Annotated in this window: 17 protein-coding genes and 1 pseudogene; 11 read left to right on the top strand and 7 right to left on the bottom strand. The window is 49.7% G+C overall.

What is annotated here, in order from left to right:
• Nucleotides 1-416 precede the first annotated feature (416 nt).
• On the bottom strand, nt 417-1,271 hold the full coding sequence (locus ACJJI6_RS02885) for a beta-keto acid cleavage family enzyme (protein WP_444913362.1): 855 nt from the start codon (nt 1,269-1,271) through the stop codon (nt 417-419).
• Nucleotides 1,272-1,534: 263 nt separating this feature from the next.
• On the opposite strand from ACJJI6_RS02885, the gene ACJJI6_RS02880 reads away from it, so the two are divergent.
• Both ACJJI6_RS02880 and greB read left to right on the top strand, forming a co-directional pair.
• Nucleotides 1,535-3,481, top strand: a complete 1,947-nt coding sequence (locus ACJJI6_RS02880; protein WP_444959645.1) for a S9 family peptidase — start codon at nt 1,535-1,537, stop codon at nt 3,479-3,481.
• A gap of 39 nt (nt 3,482-3,520) precedes the next feature.
• Nucleotides 3,521-4,021: a transcription elongation factor GreB gene (gene greB / locus ACJJI6_RS02875; protein WP_475712450.1), complete on the top strand. Its 501-nt coding sequence runs from the start codon at nt 3,521-3,523 to the stop codon at nt 4,019-4,021.
• A 111-nt stretch (nt 4,022-4,132) separates the two neighbouring features.
• Here the strand turns inward: greB and ACJJI6_RS02870 are convergent, their stop codons facing one another.
• The 5 genes from ACJJI6_RS02870 to ACJJI6_RS02850 all read right to left on the bottom strand — a co-directional run bounded on the left by ACJJI6_RS02870 (nt 4,133) and on the right by ACJJI6_RS02850 (nt 7,824).
• Nucleotides 4,133-5,356, bottom strand: coding sequence for an enterotoxin (HBL) (locus ACJJI6_RS02870; protein ID WP_444933516.1), 1,224 nt, complete (start codon nt 5,354-5,356; stop codon nt 4,133-4,135).
• Between the two features lie 202 nt (nt 5,357-5,558).
• Entirely contained in the window at nt 5,559-5,978 is a 420-nt protein-coding gene (locus ACJJI6_RS02865) for a hypothetical protein (RefSeq protein WP_444933517.1), read from the bottom strand.
• A 228-nt stretch (nt 5,979-6,206) separates the two neighbouring features.
• The gene (locus tag ACJJI6_RS02860; protein WP_444914099.1) at nt 6,207-6,551 is read right to left on the bottom strand and encodes a type 1 glutamine amidotransferase family protein; all 345 of its coding nucleotides are present in this window, start codon (nt 6,549-6,551) and stop codon (nt 6,207-6,209) included.
• A gap of 260 nt (nt 6,552-6,811) precedes the next feature.
• Nucleotides 6,812-7,246 (bottom strand): type 1 glutamine amidotransferase family protein, encoded by a 435-nt coding sequence (locus tag ACJJI6_RS02855; RefSeq protein WP_444933518.1) that lies wholly within the window; start codon nt 7,244-7,246, stop codon nt 6,812-6,814.
• Between the two features lie 185 nt (nt 7,247-7,431).
• Nucleotides 7,432-7,824 (bottom strand): hypothetical protein, encoded by a 393-nt coding sequence (locus tag ACJJI6_RS02850; RefSeq protein WP_444933519.1) that lies wholly within the window; start codon nt 7,822-7,824, stop codon nt 7,432-7,434.
• A gap of 438 nt (nt 7,825-8,262) precedes the next feature.
• Here ACJJI6_RS02850 and ACJJI6_RS02845 point away from each other — a divergent pair, with 438 nt between their 5' ends.
• The 3 genes from ACJJI6_RS02845 (at nt 8,263) to ACJJI6_RS02835 (ending at nt 11,357) form a co-directional block, all read left to right on the top strand.
• Nucleotides 8,263-9,987, top strand: coding sequence for a hypothetical protein (locus ACJJI6_RS02845; protein WP_444933520.1), 1,725 nt, complete (start codon nt 8,263-8,265; stop codon nt 9,985-9,987).
• A 168-nt stretch (nt 9,988-10,155) separates the two neighbouring features.
• Nucleotides 10,156-10,605, top strand: a complete 450-nt coding sequence (locus ACJJI6_RS02840; protein WP_444958016.1) for a MarR family winged helix-turn-helix transcriptional regulator — start codon at nt 10,156-10,158, stop codon at nt 10,603-10,605.
• Nucleotides 10,606-10,610: 5 nt separating this feature from the next.
• Nucleotides 10,611-11,357, top strand: a complete 747-nt coding sequence (locus ACJJI6_RS02835) for a siderophore-interacting protein (RefSeq protein ID WP_475712449.1) — start codon at nt 10,611-10,613, stop codon at nt 11,355-11,357.
• A 530-nt stretch (nt 11,358-11,887) separates the two neighbouring features.
• Here the strand turns inward: ACJJI6_RS02835 and ACJJI6_RS02830 are convergent.
• Nucleotides 11,888-12,992 (bottom strand): annotated as a pseudogene (locus ACJJI6_RS02830) (IS630 family transposase).
• 507 nt (nt 12,993-13,499) lie between these two features.
• Here ACJJI6_RS02830 and ACJJI6_RS02825 point away from each other — a divergent pair.
• The 6 genes from ACJJI6_RS02825 (at nt 13,500) to ACJJI6_RS02800 (ending at nt 22,245) form a co-directional block, all read left to right on the top strand.
• A complete protein-coding gene (locus ACJJI6_RS02825) occupies nt 13,500-13,745 on the top strand; it encodes a hypothetical protein (protein WP_475712448.1) in 246 nt (81 codons plus the stop codon).
• 16 nt (nt 13,746-13,761) lie between these two features.
• Complete coding sequence (locus ACJJI6_RS02820) at nt 13,762-14,382, top strand: hypothetical protein (protein ID WP_475712447.1); 621 nt, start codon at nt 13,762-13,764, stop codon at nt 14,380-14,382.
• Nucleotides 14,383-14,529: 147 nt separating this feature from the next.
• On the top strand, nt 14,530-15,225 hold the full coding sequence (locus ACJJI6_RS02815; RefSeq protein WP_475712446.1) for a YecA/YgfB family protein: 696 nt from the start codon (nt 14,530-14,532) through the stop codon (nt 15,223-15,225).
• A 65-nt stretch (nt 15,226-15,290) separates the two neighbouring features.
• Nucleotides 15,291-17,567 (top strand): DUF8426 domain-containing protein, encoded by a 2,277-nt coding sequence (locus tag ACJJI6_RS02810; RefSeq protein ID WP_475712445.1) that lies wholly within the window; start codon nt 15,291-15,293, stop codon nt 17,565-17,567.
• Complete coding sequence (locus ACJJI6_RS02805; protein ID WP_475712444.1) at nt 17,564-18,907, top strand: McrC family protein; 1,344 nt, start codon at nt 17,564-17,566, stop codon at nt 18,905-18,907. Before ACJJI6_RS02810 ends, ACJJI6_RS02805 begins: the two co-directional genes overlap by 4 nt.
• Before the next feature lie 14 nt (nt 18,908-18,921).
• Nucleotides 18,922-22,245, top strand: coding sequence for a type I restriction endonuclease subunit R (locus ACJJI6_RS02800; protein WP_475712443.1), 3,324 nt, complete (start codon nt 18,922-18,924; stop codon nt 22,243-22,245).

Below are 22,245 nucleotides of genomic sequence, written 5' to 3'. Positions count from 1 at the left end.
AAAACACCATCAAAGTCAACAAAGTTGTGCTAATCACGACATTACGAATAAGGATAGATCGTGCTCGGCCACAGCCTAATCCATTTCCTGAAGAGGCCTGTAGCTTCCAAACAACTGTTTACTAGAAACTATACTTTGGGGGGCAGTAATTCTTTGCGACTTAAGATTGATCAATTTTTAGCAATCAGAGACAACATTATCACTAACTTCTGAAGAGAGCCGATTGCATTCTGAAACTTACCTCAGCAGCTGGTCCTAACAGTTTCAGATAAACCACCAAGATTTAGAAATACCGAGAGCCCCGACAATTTTAAAATAACCCTATTATTTCTTAAATTATCGCCCCAGCAGAGGTGCGCGCAGTGTTCAAAATAGTCCGACCCAGTGCCGGGCTATTTTGCAGAATTAAACCAATCTCAACAAAAAATCTCCCGCGCCCGGCTCGGCGATACCACCTTTCGCCCAGTCTCTTCAGCTACAGCCGCAAGAGCCTCAATCAATTGACCATTCCCTGAAGTCCGCTCTCCTCCCGGCAAGTAAAAGGTATCTTCAACTCCAGTGCGCAAATGGCCGCCCAATTCTGCAGTCTTGCGATGCACCGGCCAGATTTCCTCACGGCCGATCACTGTGCTCTGCCATAAGCTGCCGGGCTTCATATATTTTGGAATAATTTCCAGTAAATCGGGATCGGCAGGCATACCTGAAGCCACTCCCATCACCAGGTTGTAGTTGGGCTTATCCACCATCCCTACATCCGCATACATTCCCACAGAGCGAACGATACCAATATCAAAGCACTCAAATTCCGGGCGGGTACCGGTCTCCCGACAAACTGCCAACAGCTCCTCTACCTTATCGACCGGATTATCAAATACCATGGGTGGCCAAGCCCAGGTGCCGTTGGATCGCGCCTTTAAATAGTTCAGGCTTCCCGCATTACAGGCGGCAATTTCCGGCTTACCGGCACGCACACAACTCAAGGGGCCTTGCTGATCCCGTCCGATAGTGCCAGTTGAAAAATTTAGAATAACGCCAGGGCATTTATCGCGAATTGCATCGGCAATTTCCAAGGCTATTTGCGGGTCCCAGGTGGGTAAATGGCCTTTGTTTTCCTCTTGCGCGCGGAAATGAACATGCATAACGGAAGCCCCCGCATCGTAGGCTTCACGGGCGGATTCCGCCATTTCCTTGGGGGTAACCGGGACCGGGTGCTGCTGGGGGTTGGTAAGCACTCCGGTTAGGGCGCAAGTAATCACCACTTCATCAGACATCGCTGGCTCTCCTGAATTATCTTTGTTAAGGCCGCTGTTTACAGGGCTATCCAGCGTGTGCGCGTCGCTCCTACAACACCAACTGATCGTAAAAGGACCAGAGCGAGTGGAAGAGCTGATTCTGGATAGCGCATCGACAAAATACAGCACCAAGCGCTTGCTTGGTTATGCGAGACTATCATAGGGCCCCCGCCAAGGCACCTTGTTTCCCCGGATTCATCTCGGCAGAATGCGAAAAAACCCAATAAGGAAGTAAGTACCTCATGAGCGAGACTATCACTCCAACCATCGCCCCTTACGGCAGCTGGAAATCTGCAATCAACGCAGAACTTCTCGTGGAGGGCAGCGTTCGCCTGGCAGAAGCCAATTTAGTAGATGGCCGCTATTACTGGCTGGAGTCCCGCCCGTCTGAAAAAGGCAGGAATGTACTGGTGCAGTATTGTCCAAAAAATGGGCGCAGAGATCTCACCCCCGCTCCTATCGCCGTACGCACCAAGGCCCATGAATATGGAGGCGGCAGTTATCTTGTTTACGGTGACACCGCCTATTTCGTACTGGCAGAAGATCAGCGCATTTATCGCATGAAGCTCGACAATGCGATCCCCGAAGCAATCACCGCAGAAAATAGCTCCCGCTACGCCGATCTGATTGTCGACCCCCTGAGAAATCGATTAATTTGTGTCGAGGAAGATACCAGTGGCCACCAGCAGGGCGAGGAACCCCGTGCGCGCATTATCGCGGTAGACCTAAACAACCCACTGGCAAATCCGCCGACAATCCTTCAAGAAGGGGCAGACTTTTATTCGAACCCAACCCTGAATCCGGCCGGTGATCAACTGGCTTTTCTGCGCTGGCACCACCCTAACCTCCCCTGGGACGCGACAGAGCTCTGTATCGCCAAACTCGATCAGGTGGGGGATATCGGTGAAGTCACCCAAGTAGCCGGCGGTGAGAATGAATCCGTCTTTCAGCCCCAGTGGTCTCCTGAGGGCGAACTCTGCTATGTCTCTGATCGCAACAACTGGTGGAACCTATATAGGCTGGGACAAAGCGAACCCTTGTGGAAAAAAGAAGCAGAATTCGCCACACCACAGTGGGTATTTGGAATGTCCACTTACGGCTTTATTAGCCCCACGGAAATCCTCTGTACTTACACCCAGAGTGGCACTTGGCACCTTGGGAAGGTCAATATAAAAAGCGGAGAGCATCAAACTCTTCCCCAGCCTTATTGTGATATCGAAAGCCTGCACTGTGAAAATGGCAGCGGGGTGATGATTGCCGCAGGTGCAGAGAGCTTTCCCGCTGTTATTAGCTTTAACCAAAAGACGGGTAAAACGGAACAGATTGCCAGTAGCAATAGCAGCTCGCTGCCAACCAATTTGTTCTCCATCGCTCAAGCCGTCACTTTCCAAGTGGATAATCGTGCGGTACACGGATTTTATTACCCACCCCACAACCCCAACTTCCAAGCACCCAGTGGCGACAAGCCACCGCTGATTGTATTTAGTCATGGAGGCCCCACCGGCGCCACATCAGCAGGCCTCAGCCTGAAAGTTCAATACTGGACAAGCCGGGGATTTGGCATTCTGGACGTAAACTACTCCGGCAGTACCGGCTATGGCCGCGAATATCGGGACCGCCTCGCCGATAAGTGGGGCATCTACGACGTGGAAGATGTCTGCGCCGGTGCAGAATACCTGGTAGAAGATGGGCTCGCCGACCCCAATCGCCTGCTGATCAAAGGTGGTAGTGCCGGCGGTTACACAGTGCTGGCAGCGTTGACTTACCACGATACCTTTAAAGCAGGTGCCAGCCATTATGGAATTGGGGAATTGAGCAGCCTCGCCAAAGACACCCACAAGTTTGAGTCCCGCTACCTGGATAAACTGGTAGGACCCTGGCCTTCCGCAGAAAAAGTCTACCTTCAGCGCTCCCCCATTAACGATGTGGAAAAGCTGAATTGCCCCGTGATTTTCTTCCAGGGCATGGAGGACAAGGTAGTACCACCCAACCAAGCCGAAACCATGGTGGATGCCCTGAGGGAGCGAGGTATCCCGGTGTCTTATATTACATTTGCCAATGAAGGGCATGGGTTCCGCAGTGGCGACAGTATCAAGTTGGCCCTGGAGGGAGAGCTTGAATTCTATAGCCGCATATTTAATTTCCCGCTCGCGGAACCCGGCCCGGGAATTACCATCGAAAACCTATAATTAAACAATATTGAATTAAAAAGAGTTTAAAAAAATACTATGGGAAGATGGAGACCGCCGCGTCCACGCGGCTCCCGCTACATCACCGCAGAGGGCGCGCAACGTATGCGCGCCGAAGTTAAGCATCTCTGGGAGGAGGAGCGCCCCCGGGTAACCCAGGCGGTTAGCGACGCCGCCAAGCTGGGAGATCGCTCGGAAAACGCAGACTATATCTACGGTAAAAAAAGACTGCGGGAAATCGACAGCCGCGTACGTTTTCTCACCAAGCGCCTGGAAGAGATTACTGTTGTAGATCGAATACCGGACGATAAGGAAAAGGTTTTTTTTGGAGCCTGGGTAACGCTTGAAGATGATGAGGGAGAGAGCGTTTGCTACCGCATTGTAGGACCCGATGAATTCGATGTAAAAGCAGGCTTGATATCCATGGACTCCCCCGTTGCCCGTGCCTTATTAGGGCGCAAGCTCGATGATGAAGTGGATATCCGTCAGGGGGAAAAGTGGCAGACTTTTTATATTACTGACATTCGTTACGAGGAATAAAAACCTTGGCACTCTCAAACACTTAGTTTGGGAAGTCAATTTAGCTGCCGCGCAATTAAAAAGGCTTATTCCACAGGAATAAGCCTTCAAAGCTAAACTGCAAAAATATTCTCAGAGATTATTATAATACTGAATCACACCAACAGTGCTTCCAGTAGAAAAAGCAGATTTAACCTGTTCGGAACTCATTCCAATGTTCAATTCTGCATTGTTCACGTTGAGCTCAATAAACAGGCTGCCCGCTTGGGAATAAGCATCATTCCACTCGGCCACGGCATCGTTAAGGTCATTGATAACAGCTGTATAGTTCGCCCCCTCTTCATCAGAGATCGCAGTTTGAATGTCACTTATCGCATCGGAAACATCACTTTCAAGCGTTTGCCACTCTTGTAACACGGCCTGTAAATTATCTTCAACTTGCTGGGTTTCTTCTGCTAGCTGCCCAAAGCTCTGAGACAACATTTGTAGAGTAGATACATCAGCAGTGATCAGGTCCATCTCTGCCTGTTTATCCTGAATACTCTTTTGATCGGCAACAATTTTTGCAGCATCCAGAGCAATAAAGGTTGATGCCACAGCAGCCACCGGCCCCATCACAAACCAGGTCAACAAGCCCTCAGGAAAAGCCACGATAGAAGCAACCGTCCCCAGAGAGATAGCAGTGGCATCGGCAATACCCAGAGCAACGATGCTGGCAGTCAGGGATTTGATATCTGCCTGTAAATTCTTGATATCCTGCTTTAGATCAGCAATTTTCTTCTCGTCAGCCTGGGAATCCTTTACAGAATTGTCGGCAATTGACTGCAATTGTGTCGCCATATCTGGCAGTTTATCTTGAAACCCTTGAATTGCCTTAATCGCACCACTGATAAAGGTTGAAACAATTCCCAGTTGCGAGGTAATTGAGTTCAAATCATTCTTGAGTATTTGCAGTGCAGAACTATTACTCGGGTCATTTTTGAGGATATTCGCTTGAGAAAGGGCATCCTGTAAAAGCTGGCTGATAACACTGTTATAGCTCTGTACTTCACCAGGCACATCCAGAAGCCTGGCTAGTACATTGTTTACCCAGTCCAAAGCATCTGCATTGGCCTGTGTGTAGGCTGTTACAAAATCACTCCAGTCCGGTGGGTTTTGATTTAAAGTGGGCAAACTCGAGGACAACACACTGGTAACCAGAGTGTTAATTGCAACAACATTCTGTTTGTAAGTAATCTGAGTATCACGAATAGGTTCGGCACTTTTCTTAAACGCTTTGGCTAATGAAAGTTTCACCACCACTGGGCTGGACGTTTTCTTCGCCACCAAATCTAAGTCATCACTTACCTGTGACATATTTATTTCTCTCTTAATGAAAATTAAAGATGAAACCAGCGAAACGCCATGGAAAACACCTTTGTTGAACCGCGGCCAAATATATCAGGCTTTTTTATAATCAATAGGTTACTTCTTATAATGAATCGCAAACAAAAATATATTTATATTCACATTGCTGCTATTAAGGCGAACTCTTAAGGCAAATAACCGCCAAACAGAGTCACTCAACCAGGCAATTATCTCCGTCAAATGCTGCAACCAAGTCCAGAACACTTCCAACCTGTTTGTAGACCAGTAGCTTCCGACTATAAGAACCCAGCAGCCACGAGCCACACGCCACCCAATAAGTATCTTTTTTTGAGGTAACACAGAAGACACTTTGCGCATCAGATACACGCCAAAACAATCGTCCTTTGGAAAACCCCCTACTCTCGAGTCTCAAAACGCCAATATTATTCTGTTTAGCCCATTGAAGAATCTGCGCCCTGAAAAACTCGGATCTAATCGGCATTAACAAATAGGGAACCACACCCAATAGGGCCAATAAGGCCACTATTACATTATTCCCCAGAGAGGGGCTAAATACATAGGCCAGCTTTCCCAAAGTTACCGATATTATTAATACAATAAATGGACGCATATTCACTGCCGCCGATTTCAGTTCCCTTTAGAAAGAATGGTAGATAAATATGCAGAGACAAGATTTAGCTACAGGGCGATCGAGTGATCCCGAGTTGGTTACCCGCGTTATAGCATATTGAGACTAACAGGTAGAGATTGGTCGCATTGAGGCCAAACTCGTTAGAGCTTGACCCGCAGAATGACTGCCTAACGATAGAGCAAATACACAATAAGGTACTGGAGCAATTTAGTTGCTCTCGATTAAACCCAGCATTTCTTTTGCAACCAGCGCAGAAGAAGGTAAAAACATTGTAGAAACAATACGCTGATCGGATATGACATCATGCTTATCTGCAACATTATCCTTATTAATAATAATGGCTCCATTCTCTCGAAGGCGTTCCTCTACCAAGAACGGTAATAAAGTACCCTGTTTAGCCCAAGACTTCTCTTTTTCTGTGGAATCCGGGAAACCGGCAACCTTCTTGCCCTTTACCATATAATGGCCATCTTTCAGTTTCACATCAGCAAACGCACCTGCCCCATGGCCACAGCTGCCCACAACTCCCCCTTTCTGGTAAATCCCACCCATAATATTAGGGAGCCTCTGAATAACTCCGTGATACCTCTGGCATGCAGAGCGGTTCACAATCAAGGCGCGGCTTCGCAGGAATGTCTAGACCTTTCAAGAAGTCGCAACGCGGAGTGTGAATCGCTCTGCAAGCCCCGAAGGGCGGGCCTTGAAGGCCACAGCTGCTGCGTTGCAGCTCTTGCAAAGGGCTACGGCCATTCGCGGCGAGCTGCGCCTAACATCTGCAGCCTTCAAGACCCGCAGAGGCATTACGGAGTTATTCAGAGGCTCCTTAGCAGCTCACGATTAGATGCCACATCAAATAAGGTTCCATAGCCTCCACCGATATAAACAGCTGCATAATTCTCTATAACTACTTGCTCAGGCTTTAGTGAACTATTAGCCCGCTCTAAAAAACCTTCATGTTTGATGGTGTAACTACTAATTCCCAGTGGATCCATCATAAACGGGACCACCCCACCTTTTGGCGAAACAAAGTCCACGTCATACCCATGGGAAACAAAAATATGGTAAGGCGGAGCGTACTCCCACAAATTATTTCTTGCATCGTGTTTCTCCGGATCACCCATATCCTGAAGATTAGAAGCAACGATTAGTATCCGCTTAGTCTCAGCTGCTTGTGAAGTTGTAATAAAGCCCATCACAAGAATTATCATAGAGCAGATAAGGCTACAGATTTTTGCCGTTTTTCCCACGTTCAACTTCCCCATTCGAATAACTTTGATACGAAATAGATAGATTACATGAGTAACGTACAACCTTGACATAAGATCGATAGTTTGCAGGAGAAAAGCGATATAGCGAGGTCGAACTGCCCCTGAAGTAACAGCGGCCAACATTTCTATAGCGCCAAGCCTACCACCACAAAGTTAACACCCTATTACCGAGCAGCCTTAATAGTTAGGGCAGTAACAACACCCCAAATCCAATTGAAAAACAATACCAGGACTGGTGTTAAGACTCCCAACTCAAATCCGGCAACACCCTTCCCCGCCATCACAGGGAAAACCACAAACAATTGAAATGCAGAGGGAAAAAAACTAAGAAGAGCTCCTTTTACAAGTAACTTTGATGACCAGAACGGAAGAATAAATAGCAGTCCCCACAAGCCACCCCAAACAATACGAGGATAAAGCCACTCAGGAGATAGAGGAGGGGCAATTGATACGCCCAAAGCGGCATTAATCCCCAACTGGCCAAATAGCCACACCGCAATACTGTTTGCCAAAGCACCGAGGCTTCCGGCTGCGAAGAATATCAGTAGGTTTTTCATCTCCCTCTCCTAGAGCTGTAGAAACACTGCAATATTTACTGGCGAATCAAACCACAATATAGAAGAACCATCGTCACTCAACGGAAAATAACCTCTCGTACGAATCACAACCCCACCCGAGATGACAGAGTAACTTTTCTACTTTACCCACCCAATAATACAGAGCATAAACCAGATTTATCTTGAGTACGTCTGCGTACCAATTAGACACAGCGGAAACGCCAGAAAAATTAGATAAAGCACCAGCCCCCTACTTCTCAAGAATGACTACTTAAAAAATATTTTCAATTTGAGAACCAGCAATATCCACTGATCGTTTTTGCAACTAATCCCGAAAGAAAATAACTAGCTTCTCAAGCGCCAAATTTATGTAATAGATAAGTGGTACGCTTGTATTTATTTTATAAATCAATTAAAACCAAATAGGAACTAGTACTTATGAAAGTGCCATCAGCAGGAGTGCTGTACCCGATTTTATTAGGATTGGCGATTCAGTCAGCGACGTCTCAAGCCCAGTCCTTTGATGAGAACGCCTATATTGACAGGCAGCTGCAATATATTGAGGAAGGAGTCACCTCTACCAACGATACTGCCGTCGTACTTCAGGCATACACCGGTGATGATCTCAACTGGGATGCGCTAAATAAGAACCTGGATGTACTCCGCAACGGCGGCAAGAAAAATTCTGACTTCACTCTCACCCGCCTAATCCGCATCTTGTTCTTCCGCCCCGAAATAAAAGACGAACTCTTTGCCGCACTCGACGGCTATCACTTCTGGTTTAATGAAGGCGGGACGGGTGACCATGTCTTTGCTTCAGAAAACCATATGATCATGTACACCTCTGCCCAATATCTCCTCCAGGAGAAATATGGGGCATTTGAGGACGACAGAACTTATAAGCGCCTAAAGCGCTACCTGGAAGTGAAGAACCAATATGGTTTCTATGAGTTCTACTCCCCTGTTTACTACCCCTATACCCTCTCGGCACTGCTAAACCTCGTAGACTTTGCAGAGGATGAGGAAATCCGTGAACTAGCAATCGGCGCTGCTCATCGCTTGCTGCAAGATATTTTATTGGTGACCAACGACCAGGGGATCAACTTCGCCGCAGCCGGGCGCAGTAATGACGGCTACCGCCGCAATGGGTCCGGTGGGAATATCAACCGGATTATCTACCTCCTGACAGGCCTGGGCAAAGAGTCAGTACGCACCCCCAGTCCCGCCGGAGTAATGCTCGCCACTTCCGGATTGGAAATCACCGATGAGGTTTTCGAATATTTCGGTAAAGATCTCAACATAAATTATTCAGTCGGCCATTCGTTGGGGGATGCCAGAAACGAGATCTATGCAGACTTTCCCCGGGAAGAGCGCGTACCCTTCTATTGGAGCCAGGGAGCCTACTTCCACCCCGATGTCGCAGCGGATACCGCCTGGTTCGCCAGCAAATACCAACTCGAAGGTTATGAGGGGCTCAAAGCATTTGACCAGTTCCTGGGACTATCCGAAGCAGCCGCCCCTGCGGCCGCCAAGGCGGGGGCTGTATTCAGCCGCAGTTCCGTACTCTCCTCGGCCAACTTCTCCATGTACAAAGATGGCGGAGTCATGATGCACTCCATCCAGAATTATTGGGGAGGCCGCCAGGGCTACCAACAAACCCCCTGGATAGCCACCACCGGCTCCCAGTCTATCTGGGCAAAAGTCGGCGACGGCAATAGCACCATGCAAAATGACCACCTGCCGAAAATAAAGCAGGTAAACAATGTCGCCGTGATCCAGTACAACCCCTATCCGGAGATAGAATTGTTTCACTCCGGCGGCTCCGATGTCGCTCTACAGTGGCCCGAAGAGTTCGAGGAGGAGTCCCGCAGCGGTAACTGGAAGTTTGGTAGGGAAGATGATGGATACGTTGCCGTCCGCTACCCCTGCGGCAATGGTGACTCCAACACTGTGACCTGCGATTGGAACGAGCAGACCTGGGTCGTCATTATGGGAAGTGAAGAGCGCTACGGGAGCTTTGATGCTTTCAGACAGAAAGTACTCAATGAGGTAAGTTACGATGCCGACTGGGAATGGCACGGCTCCTTCTGGAAAGGTACCTTGAAGTATGTGTACGATTCAGATGTAAAGTTTGATGGAACCGATATCAGCTTGACTTGGTAACACCTAATTAAGCTCACGGGAAGGGGGTACCCCCTTCCCAGCCTCCCTACACCCCCATCCAAATTATCCTCCACAGACCACCAATCCAGCCTCTCTCCATCTAAGTTTAGTTGACAGAGTCAACCAATATCAATAAAGTTGACACTATCAACCAGTTAGCATGGCGCCATGAAAGATACCGCAATCAATGAATCCCTCCACCAGCTTATTCACGCCTACAAACGGCGTTTGCGAGCTGGCATACAGGAGCAGCAAATTGGCTTGCCGGTGAGCCATATACGGGTACTCAAAGGTGTCTTCAAATTTCCACTGAGTACTGCCCGGTCAATTGCCCAGCGGATGAATTTGGACAAAGCCCAAGTAACACGAGTGCTAAACGACCTGGTGCACTCGGGGCTAATCGAAAAGACCGACAACCCCAATGATCGGCGCAGCCAGTTTTTGACACTAACTACAGACGGAATAAGCACGCTGGAAAAAGTAAGCGGACAAGAAGCTGAAGTGGCCAGACAAATGACTCGCAACTTGAGTACTGAAGAACTAGAAAACTTCGCCCGCATTGCCAGCGTTATGGTCGCCAATATGAAAGAACACTCCACCCCTGACGAAAGGAGCTAAACCCTATGGCCGAGAAAGTTACCAGAGAATTGGTCGTTATTCGCAGGACACAAATTACTGAAAATATGCTGCGCATCACCCTCGGTGGCGATGATTTAAAAACTCTCGCCCCCAATCAGGAAAGCGCCTATATCAAATTTCTGTTTCCACAAGCTGGAAGCGAGCGTCCGCTATTGCGAAGCTATACCATCAGACACCAGCGTGAAACTGAAATTGATATCGACTTCGCCCTGCATGAACACGAAGGGCCCGCTCTAAGCTGGGCACTTAAAACACAGCCCGGCGATACGATCTTAACCCGCGGCCCCGGCCCCAAAAAAATGACCAATCCCGAGGCAGACTGGTTTTTACTATTGGGGGACATGACTGCACTGCCAGCCATCAGCGTAAACCTTGCGGAGCTACCCAAGGATGCAAAGGGGTACGCATTAATTGAGGTCTCCAGTGAAGCTGATATTCAAGAGCTGGAACACCCAGAGAATCTGCAAATCCAATGGATTATCAATCCGGCTCCATCCGGCGAGAAACTACTGGAAAAATTACAGGCACTAACCTGGCTCGATGGACAGGCCTCCGTATGGGCCGCCTGTGAATTCGACAGCATGCGCACCCTACGGCAATTCTTTAAGCAGGAAAGAGCAATCCCTAAAACCCATATTTATATCTCCAGTTACTGGAAAATTGGGCAGTCGGACGAAGGCCACAAACTCGCCAAGCGCATGGACAATGAAAAGATGGAAGGACAGGGATAACTTATGGGTAGGCGGGAAGAGAAAGCCTTCTGATTATAGGCTTTCCCTACTCAACAGAAACGGGCCTATCTAACCGATACCAATAATTAGACAAAAAACCCGGGCATCGGGTTTAGAAATCTGCCTGATAATTTCCGGGGCACCCGACCTACAGCGCCATTCATACATAGAGGCACGGCCAGCCACTACCGCAGGAATGGTCCCGGAACTTTGATTATCTTTGCAATAGGAAAGCATGGTAATGATTCATGCCTTGTGCGCTTTAAATTGACGTGTTAGCCTTCAAGAGACTTATATCAATTAAAGGATTAAATGATGATTAAAAAAATTTCTTTTAGAGCTTTGCTTCTAGCCGTAGTTTGTACATTTATGCCGGCTTTCGCCGCTGACGAAGCCTCTTCCGACCAAGACAACAAAACTGAATCTAATAGGTGCCATTATCCGTGGCTACCAATTGAGTGTCATCGCTCTGACTAATTTAAAAGAATTGTTAATTTAATACCACAAGAGGCTAGTCGTTTCATAAGCGGCTAGTGGTCTATGCGATTAATTCTGTAATGATTGTTTTTCTGTAATGATTGTTTTGCATGTTCTACTGAAGCCAGAATTTGACCGGCAGGCTTTGTCCATTTAAATGGCTTTGCAGCTTTAGCATTATGAATCTTGATAAAGTATTCCAGTTCTGACTTTAGCTCCGAAACACTCGTGAATACTCTCCAGTATAGCGCTCTACGCTCTAGTTGGGCAAACCATCCCTCTACTGCATTCAACATGATGAACTGGTAGGGGTAAAATGAAGGTGAATGCGCGGACGTGATTCCACCCAATCTCAAACCTCTTTCATCTTCTGTGCGCTGAGGCTATCCAATATTATATGGAGATCTTTATTTGAATCTGTACGTCGATCGACCAACTTCAAAAATGATAGAAATTCCTTGCTGATAGTTCTATTCACAACCTTTCCAATCACTTTTCCAGTCAGTGTATTGAAGGCGGCAAACAAACTCGCAGTACCATGCCTCTTGTAATCATGAGTCCGACTGCCTATTCGACTCGGATTTAGAGGGAGACCGGGCAGAGTTCTATCCAAGGCTTGAATTTGTGTTTTCTCATCAACACTAAGAACTACCGCGTTTTCTGGTGGGTTCATATATAGACCCACAATGTCGATAACCTTTTCAGAAAATTCAGGGTCACTGCTGATCTTGAACGTTTTTAGGCGATGGGGTCGTAGGTCAGCTGCTTCCATATCTGCCGAACCTGCCATGGTGTTACTTCTGCGTATTTAGCCATTAGCTCAATACACCAGTGTGTCGCTTCTTCCGGTATACGCTGTGTTGTTAAAAACAATACATGATCTACAACGTCCTTTTCGATAACAGTTGGTCGCCCACTACGAGTACGTTCTCGCAGTCCTTCAATACCTTCGTGTTCGAAGCGGCTTCGCCAGCGATGAACAGTCTTCGGTGACGCTCGCTGTGCGATAGCTACATCTGTAGGAGTCATGCCTTCGCTGAGCTGAAGAATAATCTTCGCCCGCATAATTTGACCATGTGGAAGAGTTGTTGACCGGCACCACTCGTTCAAAATATCCGTGTCACTGTCAGAAACTTGAACAGGTTTAGGTGTACGCATAATAGATACATTATACGGACAGCCCTAGATTAGTTACATTACTTTCCGCATGGACTAATAGGGCTACGGCGTCTTTTTTGAACTCCGGCTTGAATTGCCGGCGTGTACCTTTTGTTGTCATACTTCACCTCGCTTGGCGGTTTTACCGTCTTAGCGAAGTACCCGGAAGTATTAGACCACTACAAACAGCGTAAAAATAGTCACCACTAGAGCTGCCACTTTTAACATCATCCCAGTTCGAGCCATAAAGGGTTTACCTGCCACCTAATTTCCGCCCGCACTACTCAAGAGCCAAATCCAAGGGTGTTAACAACTTTAGTATGGCGCCCTCTAGTGCTTTACAAACTAACCTTTACTTTCCGTAGTAACCGAGCTTATCAGGCGGCAGAAATCACAAACAGCAACTATACTCATCCGAAGCGATTAGGCAGTGAGCAGAAGCTGCCGAGCTAGAAAGCTGGTTAAGAAAATTCCAATAAAAACCCTGTTTTCAAAAGGAGTAATCATTTGATCAATCACTCCCCCTCAATAACAGACAAAGTGGCCACTCCAGAACTCCCACAGTGGATCAGTTGCCGCGAACGCCTGCCCCATAAAGGGGATGCCACCAGCCGCGGCTATGTACGGGTAATATGGAAATCAACAAGATCTATTAATGGGGACGCTAATACCACCTGGGAAGTGGGTATGGATCATTATGAAAATGCCCGCACCTATTTAGGCTGGATGCCAATATCCAAAAAGGGGGAATAAACAGTACAAACTAATTGTGCCCACAATTAAATACACCCTAATGATCTTTAGGGTAGTATTTCAACATGAGATTTTTAGGCACGTACGTCTAGTAGCGATACCACTGCTATCCAGCTGTGCGGGAGAGCGATTCGGTGGCTATAACTTACCGCAACAGACTATTGAGAAAAGTAGAAACTGCGGCTTAGAATACCAGCGCACCCCAGACCAGGACTTTCCTACCACCCTTTCCCTCATCGAAACATGTACTAATCAAACAGATAGAAAACTAATTGGGTACTTCAGAGACAACTTAGCCATAGCGCCAGAAACGCACACCTTTGAGCCCTGTAACATCCAGCTTCTACAAGCTCAAACTGATAGAGTAATCGAACCCAAATCTATTTGGTTTAGTTCGCAACCAGATATTGAGGTTGTAGACTGGAGCAGTCATTTTCTTATCGCAAAAGGCGAACTACACGGCCCCGGCAGGTATGGGCACTTCAGTACTTACAGCTATTTATTTGTAGCCACCGAAATTATTCATATAACCAATAACACCAATAGTAACTGCGAACCCCACTTCTACAAGATTGACGAGCAATTGGAACATACCAAGCCTGCCGACCCAATACCCTCGACAAAACTAGACCTCTAGCTGAACAATAAACAACCAACCCGATTCCCCTAAAGAAACAAGCGGTCCCCAACCCTTGACGCCACCCGGCAGCTGAATCACCATCCCCAGCAGTACACAAAGGACAAGAGAGCAGCAATAGCGCCGAGCCCTGCTGGAGGACGCCCAATGACATTTAGCGAAACCCTCAATCTCGATACACCCATCAGTGAAGCCGATCTGGAATTTATTGAGGACGTGCTGCTCAAATACGGCAACGACGATTCGGTGCTGGATATCTGCGAACTGGACGGTTTTCTCACCGCCCTGGTGTCCGGCCCGGAAATGATTCCCCCCAGCCGCTGGTTCTCCGCCCTCTGGGGCGGCCCCGGCAATGAGCCGGAGTGGCAGAGTGAAGAGGAGATGCAGCGCTTTACCGCGCTGCTGTTCCAGCTGATGAACAGCAATGCCATGATGCTGGTGGAAACCCCCGCAGAGTTCAGCGCCCTGTTTCGTATCACCGAGCGAGAGGGCGAAGCTCCCTTCGCCATCGTCGAGGAGTGGTGCTTCGGCTATATGCGCGGCGTCGACCTGGGCCAATGGCCCAACCTGCCCGCAGAACTGGACACCCAGCTGCAAGCCATCGCCCTACACGGCCGCGAGGAACACTTCGATCACCTCGGCGCCCTCACCGATGCAGAGCACCAGCACAGCATCACCCAAATAGAACCCGCCGCCCGCGCCCTGCACCGTCACTGGCTGCAACAACGGGCCCCGGAACTCTCAACCAACTCCAGTCCCCACCGAGCAGACCCCAAAACCGGCCGCAACGACCCCTGCCCCTGTGGCAGCGGTAAAAAGTTTAAACGCTGCTGTTTGCATTAAGTACTCCAGCTAGAAATCCGGGGCAGTCCAAACCAAGAAAATAACCAGTTACAGGGATGATATAGATGGATACGGAAACCACCAGCGCCCGCAAACTCTCTAGCGCCGTTGCTACACTTTTCGGCGCTGCCGGAATAACCTTTCTCGATTCGAAAGCCCAGTGGGAAGCAGATTATAAAGATCTACTTTCCCGTATTCAGGAGGCGCGAGAAACCGGTACTATTTCCGATAAGCTACTGGAAGACTTGTGGTGGACCCGCAGCAATGGCGTCGCCACCATAAAGACAGGAGCCCTCTCACGGAAAGCGCTCGAACAATTACAACAAGAGTTTCGCAGCCTAACCTGGCAAATTTTTTCTGATGGCTCAGAAGCAACACACCGTCAGGTTGTCGATAGCTTTATTGCTTTTAAATCCCAGGGCTTGGTTATTGGCGTGTTGCACTCAGTGATTAACCGGGTCTTTGCTGCCGCTCACCCCAACCAATGTACCACTGTGGTATCCCCCAATATTTTTAGGCTGCTTTTAAATGAAATCCATCGGCGATGGGATATAGACCTTCCTGATGGAAAAGAGCATTGGTTGGCGAGTAATAAAGCTCTCAAGAAAATCATCAACCAGTACAAGCCGGAAACTTTTGATGATGTGCAAACCAATATTCTGATCTGGCGGCTCTACGCAGAGAACGATTCGCAAGAGAATGAGCTTATGGATGAGAAACTCCCCCTCACTAACTTACCTATCCAGCCTCTCAACCAAATCCTGTTCGGCCCTCCCGGCACCGGCAAAACCTACAATACCACCCACCTGGCCGTACAGATCGCCGACCCGCAGTGGTACGCCAATCAAGATGAGCCCGATAATCGCGCAGTGAGAGAGCGCTACGACGCTCTACAGGCAGAAAAGCGCATTGTCTTTACCACCTTTCACCAGAGTTTTGCCTACGAGGACTTTATTGAGGGTATCCGCGCCGAGAGTAGTGACAACGGGCAACTAAATTATTCCGTTCAGGACGGTGTATTTAAGGAATTATGTGAGTCCGCCGATGCCAAAGTTACCCGCCAGAGCGGCGAACAGATTGACCTTAATGGCCGCCGTTTTTGGAAAATGTCCCTGGGCAATACCCTGGAGGACAACGACGATATTTATCAGGAGTGCTTGGAAAATAATTATGTCTTGTTGGGCTATGGCGAGAGTATCGATTTTTCTCGCTGTACTAGCCGCGATTCCGTACGCAAACAGTTTGAGACGGCCAATAGCCTAGAGATTCAGCAGTCTGACTACCCCATCACTGCTGTACATAACTTCCGCAATACTCTTCGAATTGGGGATTTGGTGGTTATTTCCGATGGCAACCGCAAGTTTCGCGCAATTGCGGAAATCACCGGCGACTACCAACGCCTGGTAACCGATGAGCGCACCGGTTACCAGCAGGCGCGCCCGGTAAAATGGCACCGGCAGTACGAACCCAGCCTGCCCCGTGAGCAACTGTTTAAAAAAGCACTCTCACAAATGACACTCTACGAGCTGCGTCCTTCCACCATTGATATAGTCAAACTTGCAGAGCTATTGGCACCGCAGGATATTAGCGAGCCACAGCAAAAGCCATTGGTTTTGATTATCGACGAAATCAATCGCGGCAATATTTCGCGGATTTTTGGTGAACTGATCACCCTGCTGGAACCTGCCAAGCGCAAGGGTGCCGAGGATGCCCGCGAAGTGATACTGCCCTACTCCAAAAAGACCTTCGCCGTGCCGCCCAATGTGTACGTAATCGGCACCATGAACACCGCCGATAAATCTCTGGCTCAACTGGACCTGGCCCTGCGCCGCCGCTTTAGCTTTGTAGAAATGCCCCCCAATCCTGAATTATTGGCAGGTACACAGGTTTACGGTATTGATATCGGTGAGTTGCTCACAACCCTAAACCAGCGTATCGAGGCACTGTTAGATCGGGATCACCTGATTGGCCACAGCTACTTTTTGCCTCTGTGCAGTCTTCCTTTAGAAGAGCGCGAAAGTAAACTGGCCACTATTTTCCAGCAGCAGATACTGCCGCTATTACAAGAGTATTTTTTCGATGACTGGCAGCGCATCGGCTGGGTACTTAATGACCCGGCGAAACATCCGCACAACCGCTTTATTATTGAGGGTGGCCAACAACCTTTAAACGAATTATTCCCTGCGGATATCGCCAGCCAAATCAATGAGCGGCGTTTTTCCCTCAATACAGAGGCCTTTATCCAAGCCGATGCCTATCGCGGCATACTGCCCCCAGCTACCGCCACTGCATCACCGAAGTCGCCAGCATTGGAAAAAGCCGAAAGCGAAGTAGCGGTATGATCCAGGTTCGCGAGTACGCCACTCTGCACAGCGATCAAACCAGCTTCGCCAGCCTGGATAGTGCGCGGGTTTCGGCACAAACCCTGGCATGGCTGCGGGAACTGGGGCAGAGCCAAGGCAGTCGTTTTATTCGGGATAGCGGCGCCCACAGCATCCAACTGGGCAGCTATGTGGGGTTTCTGCAAAGCCCCACAGGGGAAGCCATCGAAATCCTGCCGAAAACCCACCGGCAACCACCCTCTGCCACTGAAGCGCAGCGGAGCCGGCAACTGTTGCAGAAAATGCTCGCCATCAGCCTGGGAATTATCCCCCGCAGTGCCGGCCCGGCCGATTTGCAGCAGCAACCGCTGCCCCTGCACGAGTGGATTTTTTCACAGTTCTTACAAGCCCTGAGCCGGCTGTTAAAACGCGGGCTGCGCAGTGACTACCAGCGCCGGGCGGAGGAGAGCCAGTTTATTCGTGGCCGTCTCAATATGGCCCGGCAGTCCCAACAAACGCCGGACAGGGCCACCTGGTTCCATATTGAGCACGATATTTTCAGCCCTCAAATCCGTGAAAACCGCCTGCTCAAAAGCGCCCTGGAAATTACCCTGAAGCTCTGCGCCAATGCCGATAACTGGCGCTTGGCCAATAGCTTAAATCAACAAATGGCGGCGGTGCCGGCAAGCCCGGTGCCACTGGCCGAACTGCCAAAATGGCGCTCGGACCGGTTGATGCAAAGCTATGAGGCGGTCAAACCCTGGTGCCATTTAATTTTACAAAACCTCAACGCCAGTTTTACCCAGGGCGAACATCGCGGTATCGCCCTGCTCTTCCCCATGGAACGGTTATTTGAAATTTATGTGGCGCACAGCCTGCAACAGGCATTGCCACCCGGCACTCACCTACACACCCAGGCAAGCAGCCAATACCTGTTAAAACACAAACCCAAGGGCACAGAAACGGATGGCCGCTGGTTTCAACTTCGCCCGGATTTGTTGCTGGAAAGTGACACAACCGGAGGTGGTCGCCCACAAGTGGCCGTAATGGATAGCAAGTGGAAATTATTAAATGGCCACGCCAGTAATAGCAGCACTAAGTACAAACTGAGCCAGGCCGATCTCTACCAGCTCTTTGCCTATGGCAACTATTACATGGATGGCCGCGGCCATATGGCCCTGATCTTTCCCGCCCATGGGGATTTTTACCAACCCCTGCCGCGCTTTAGTTTTTCCGACAACCTACATCTTTGGGCGCTGCCTTTTAATCTGCATAGCCAGCAGTTAGTAGCCGGAGATTGGCAAGCGTATTTTCCCGGCTTGCTCCACAGCCCGGAAACAGAGACACTTTTATCCCAATAAAAATGGATTTCCCTTTGGAGACATGCATTACCGTGGAAATGGATTACACAGCAGTACCGAAATTCCAAGAAGAATACGCCGCAAAGATCCCCGCCCTGGCCCTGTTATGCAATCTGGGCTGGTCGTTTTTGCCTCCCACCGAGGCCAATGCAGCCCGTAGTGGGCGCCAGGACCAAGTGGTACTCACGGAGATACTGCGCCGGGAGCTGGGCAAACGGACCTTCCATTTCGCCGGTAAAGAGCAGCCGCTCTCACAAAAATCCATCGACCACTTGATTGGCATAGTGTGCAATCCAGCGCTAAACAAAGGGCTGCTAGCAGCTAATGAAGAGCTGTACAACCACCTGCTCTACGGCATTTCGGTGACCGAATTTGTCGATGGCAAAAAAGCCACCCCCACGATTGCCCTGATCGACTGGCACACCATCGAAAACAATCACTTTGCCTTTACCGAGGAATTCAGCGTAACCCGCGCCAGCGGCGTAGAGACCCGCCGCCCGGATATGGTGTGTTTCGTTAACGGTATTCCCCTGGTAGTGATCGAAGCCAAGCGCCCGGATGGCAAGAAAGGCCCCTCTATCGACGAGGGTATCTCCCAGAGCCTGCGCAACCAGCTCCACGATGAAATCCCGAAACTGTTCGCCTACAGCCAACTATTATTGTCAGTCAACGGTGCCGAGGGTCGCTACGGCACTTGTAACACCCCGGCAAAATTCTGGGCGGCCTGGCGCGAGGAAGATATCGCCGATGAGGAAATGCTGGCGATCAAAAACCGCCCCCTTTCCAGCGAACAAATCCAAACTCTGTTTAAACAGCGCTCCCCATCAGATCTGGACTGGTACCAAACCCTGATCGCCGGCGGCGAGCTGGCCCTGGGCGGCCAGGATCGGTTGTTAATCAGCTTGCTATCGCCCCAGCGACTGCTGGAGATGGTCCGTTACTTCACTTTGTTCGATAAAAAGGCCGGCAAAATCGTCGCCCGGTATCAGCAGGTATTCGGTATCAAACGGCTCTTGGAGCGCATTGCCCAACGCAGCAATGACGGCGCGCGGGAGGGCGGCGTAATCTGGCATACCACCGGCTCCGGCAAATCCTTCACCATGGTGTTTTTAAGCAAGGCGCTGATCTTCGAGCCGAGTCTCAAACAGAGCCGCCTGGTTATTGTCACCGACCGGGTGGATCTGGAGCGCCAGCTCAGCAATACCTTTGCCAGTGGCGGCGAACTGGCGGGCAAGAAAGATAAGGAAGCGGCCATGGCCACTTCCGGCAAGCGTTTGGCCCAGCAGATTGGCAGCGGCAATGAGCGGATTATCTTCTCGCTGGTGCAAAAATTTACCGGCGCCACTGCCCTGCCGGAGTGTCGCAATGACAGTGCCGACTTGATTGTGCTGATCGACGAGGGCCACCGCAGTCAGGGCGGCGAAAACCATATCCGTATGCGCCAGGCCCTACCCAATGCCGCCTTTGTGGCCTTTACCGGCACACCCCTGCTGAAAGACGACAAAACCACCAATAAATTCGGCCCCATAGTCCATGCCTATACCATGCAGCGGGCGGTGGAGGATCGCACCGTAACCCCACTACTGTACGAAAAACGTATCCCGGACTTGAATGTTAACGAGCGCGCAATTGACCGCTGGTTTGAGCGCATCACCGTGGGCTTGAGCGAGGAACAGCAGGCGGATTTAAAGCGCAAGTTTGCCCGCAAGGGAGAGATTTACACTGCAGACGATCGCATTCGACTGATTGCTACCGATATCGCCACCCATTTTGTTAAAAATATCGATGCGGGTTTAAAGGGCCAGCTGGCCTGCGATAGCAAAGCCACCGCCATACAATACAAAAAGTACCTGGATGAGGCCCAACAGCACTGGCCAGAAGCGCAGAAATTTGAATCGGCGGTAGTGATTAGTGCACCGGATACCCGCGAGGGCAACGAGGCGGTAGATGAATCCTCGATGCCGGAGGTGGTGAAGTGGTGGAAAGACAATGTGGGCTCGCAAAATGAACAGCGCTACACCCAGGGAGTGATTGAACGCTTCGATAAAGACGACTCCCTGAAACTGCTGATTGTGGTGGACAAACTACTGACAGGATTCGATGAGCCCAAGAATACAGTGCTGTATATCGATAAGCCCCTCAAGGAACACAACCTGATCCAGGCGATCGCGCGGGTCAACCGCCTGCACCCGGATAAAAAATTTGGCCTGCTAATCGATTACCGGGGCATCCTGGCAGAGCTGGATACCACCATGCAGAAATACCAGGATCTGGCCGCGCGCACCCAGGGCGGTTACGATATCGACGATATCGCCGGGCTCTATAGCCCCATGAGCAGCGAGTACAAGCGCCTGCCCCTGCTGTATAAAAACCTTTGGGGCATTTTCGCCGGCATAAAAAATAAGCAGGACACCGAGCAACTGCGTCAGGTGATAGTGCCCAAAATTGAACAGCGCAATGGTGAGTTGGTCGATGTGAACCTAAAAGTGCGCGAGGACTTCTACGAGGCACTCACCCACTTCACCACCTGCCTGAAAGTAGCCTTGCAATCGGCCACCTTCTTCGAAGACAAAAGCTTTAGCGACAGTGATCGCCAGCACTACAAACAGACGGTTAAACAATTTGCCAGTTTGCGCCAATGGGCGCTACAGCAAACCGGAATCTCTGTGGACTATGACCAGTACGCGGCCCAGGTAAAAAACCTGTTGGATAAGCATGTGGTGGGCGTGGAAATCTTAGAGCCCGAGGGTAAATACGAAGTCAATAAAATGGGCAAGGCGGAGCGGCCTGAAGATTGGGGGGAGGACAAAACCCGCAACGAAACCGATATTATTAAAACCCGCGTAACCCGTATGATCGAACAGGAGTTGCGCGACGATCCCTATGCCCAGGAAGCCTTTTCCAAGTTACTGCTGCAAGCGATTGAGGAGGCGGAAAAACTGTTCGATCACCCACACAAGCAGTACTTACTGTTCGAAGCGCTGGAAGCCCAGGTAAAAGCCCGCAGCCTGGACGAAATCCCCAACGCTTTTGCCGATAATCGTCATGCCCAGGCCTATTTTGGTGTATTCAAGAAAAACCTGCCGGAGGTTTTTGCGGTTGGTGATAGACAGGTGCAGGATAAGTGGATCAAGCTGGCCTTCGAGATCGATACAATGGTTGCCCAGTCCGTAATGGAGCACTCCATCAGCCCGCAAAATATTGAGAAGGATATCCATAAAAAGCTGATGCCCAAATTATTTATGGAGTGCAAATCCATCGGCAGTGGTATGGTGCAGGCCAAGAAAATGGTGGCGATGATCCTACAGATCACCCGCGTTGGTTTAAGCGGAGACTAA

It is taken from the genome of Microbulbifer maximicatervae (SeqCode) (genome assembly GCF_056232625.1).
This window is presented reverse-complemented; position numbering and strand designations above follow the sequence as displayed.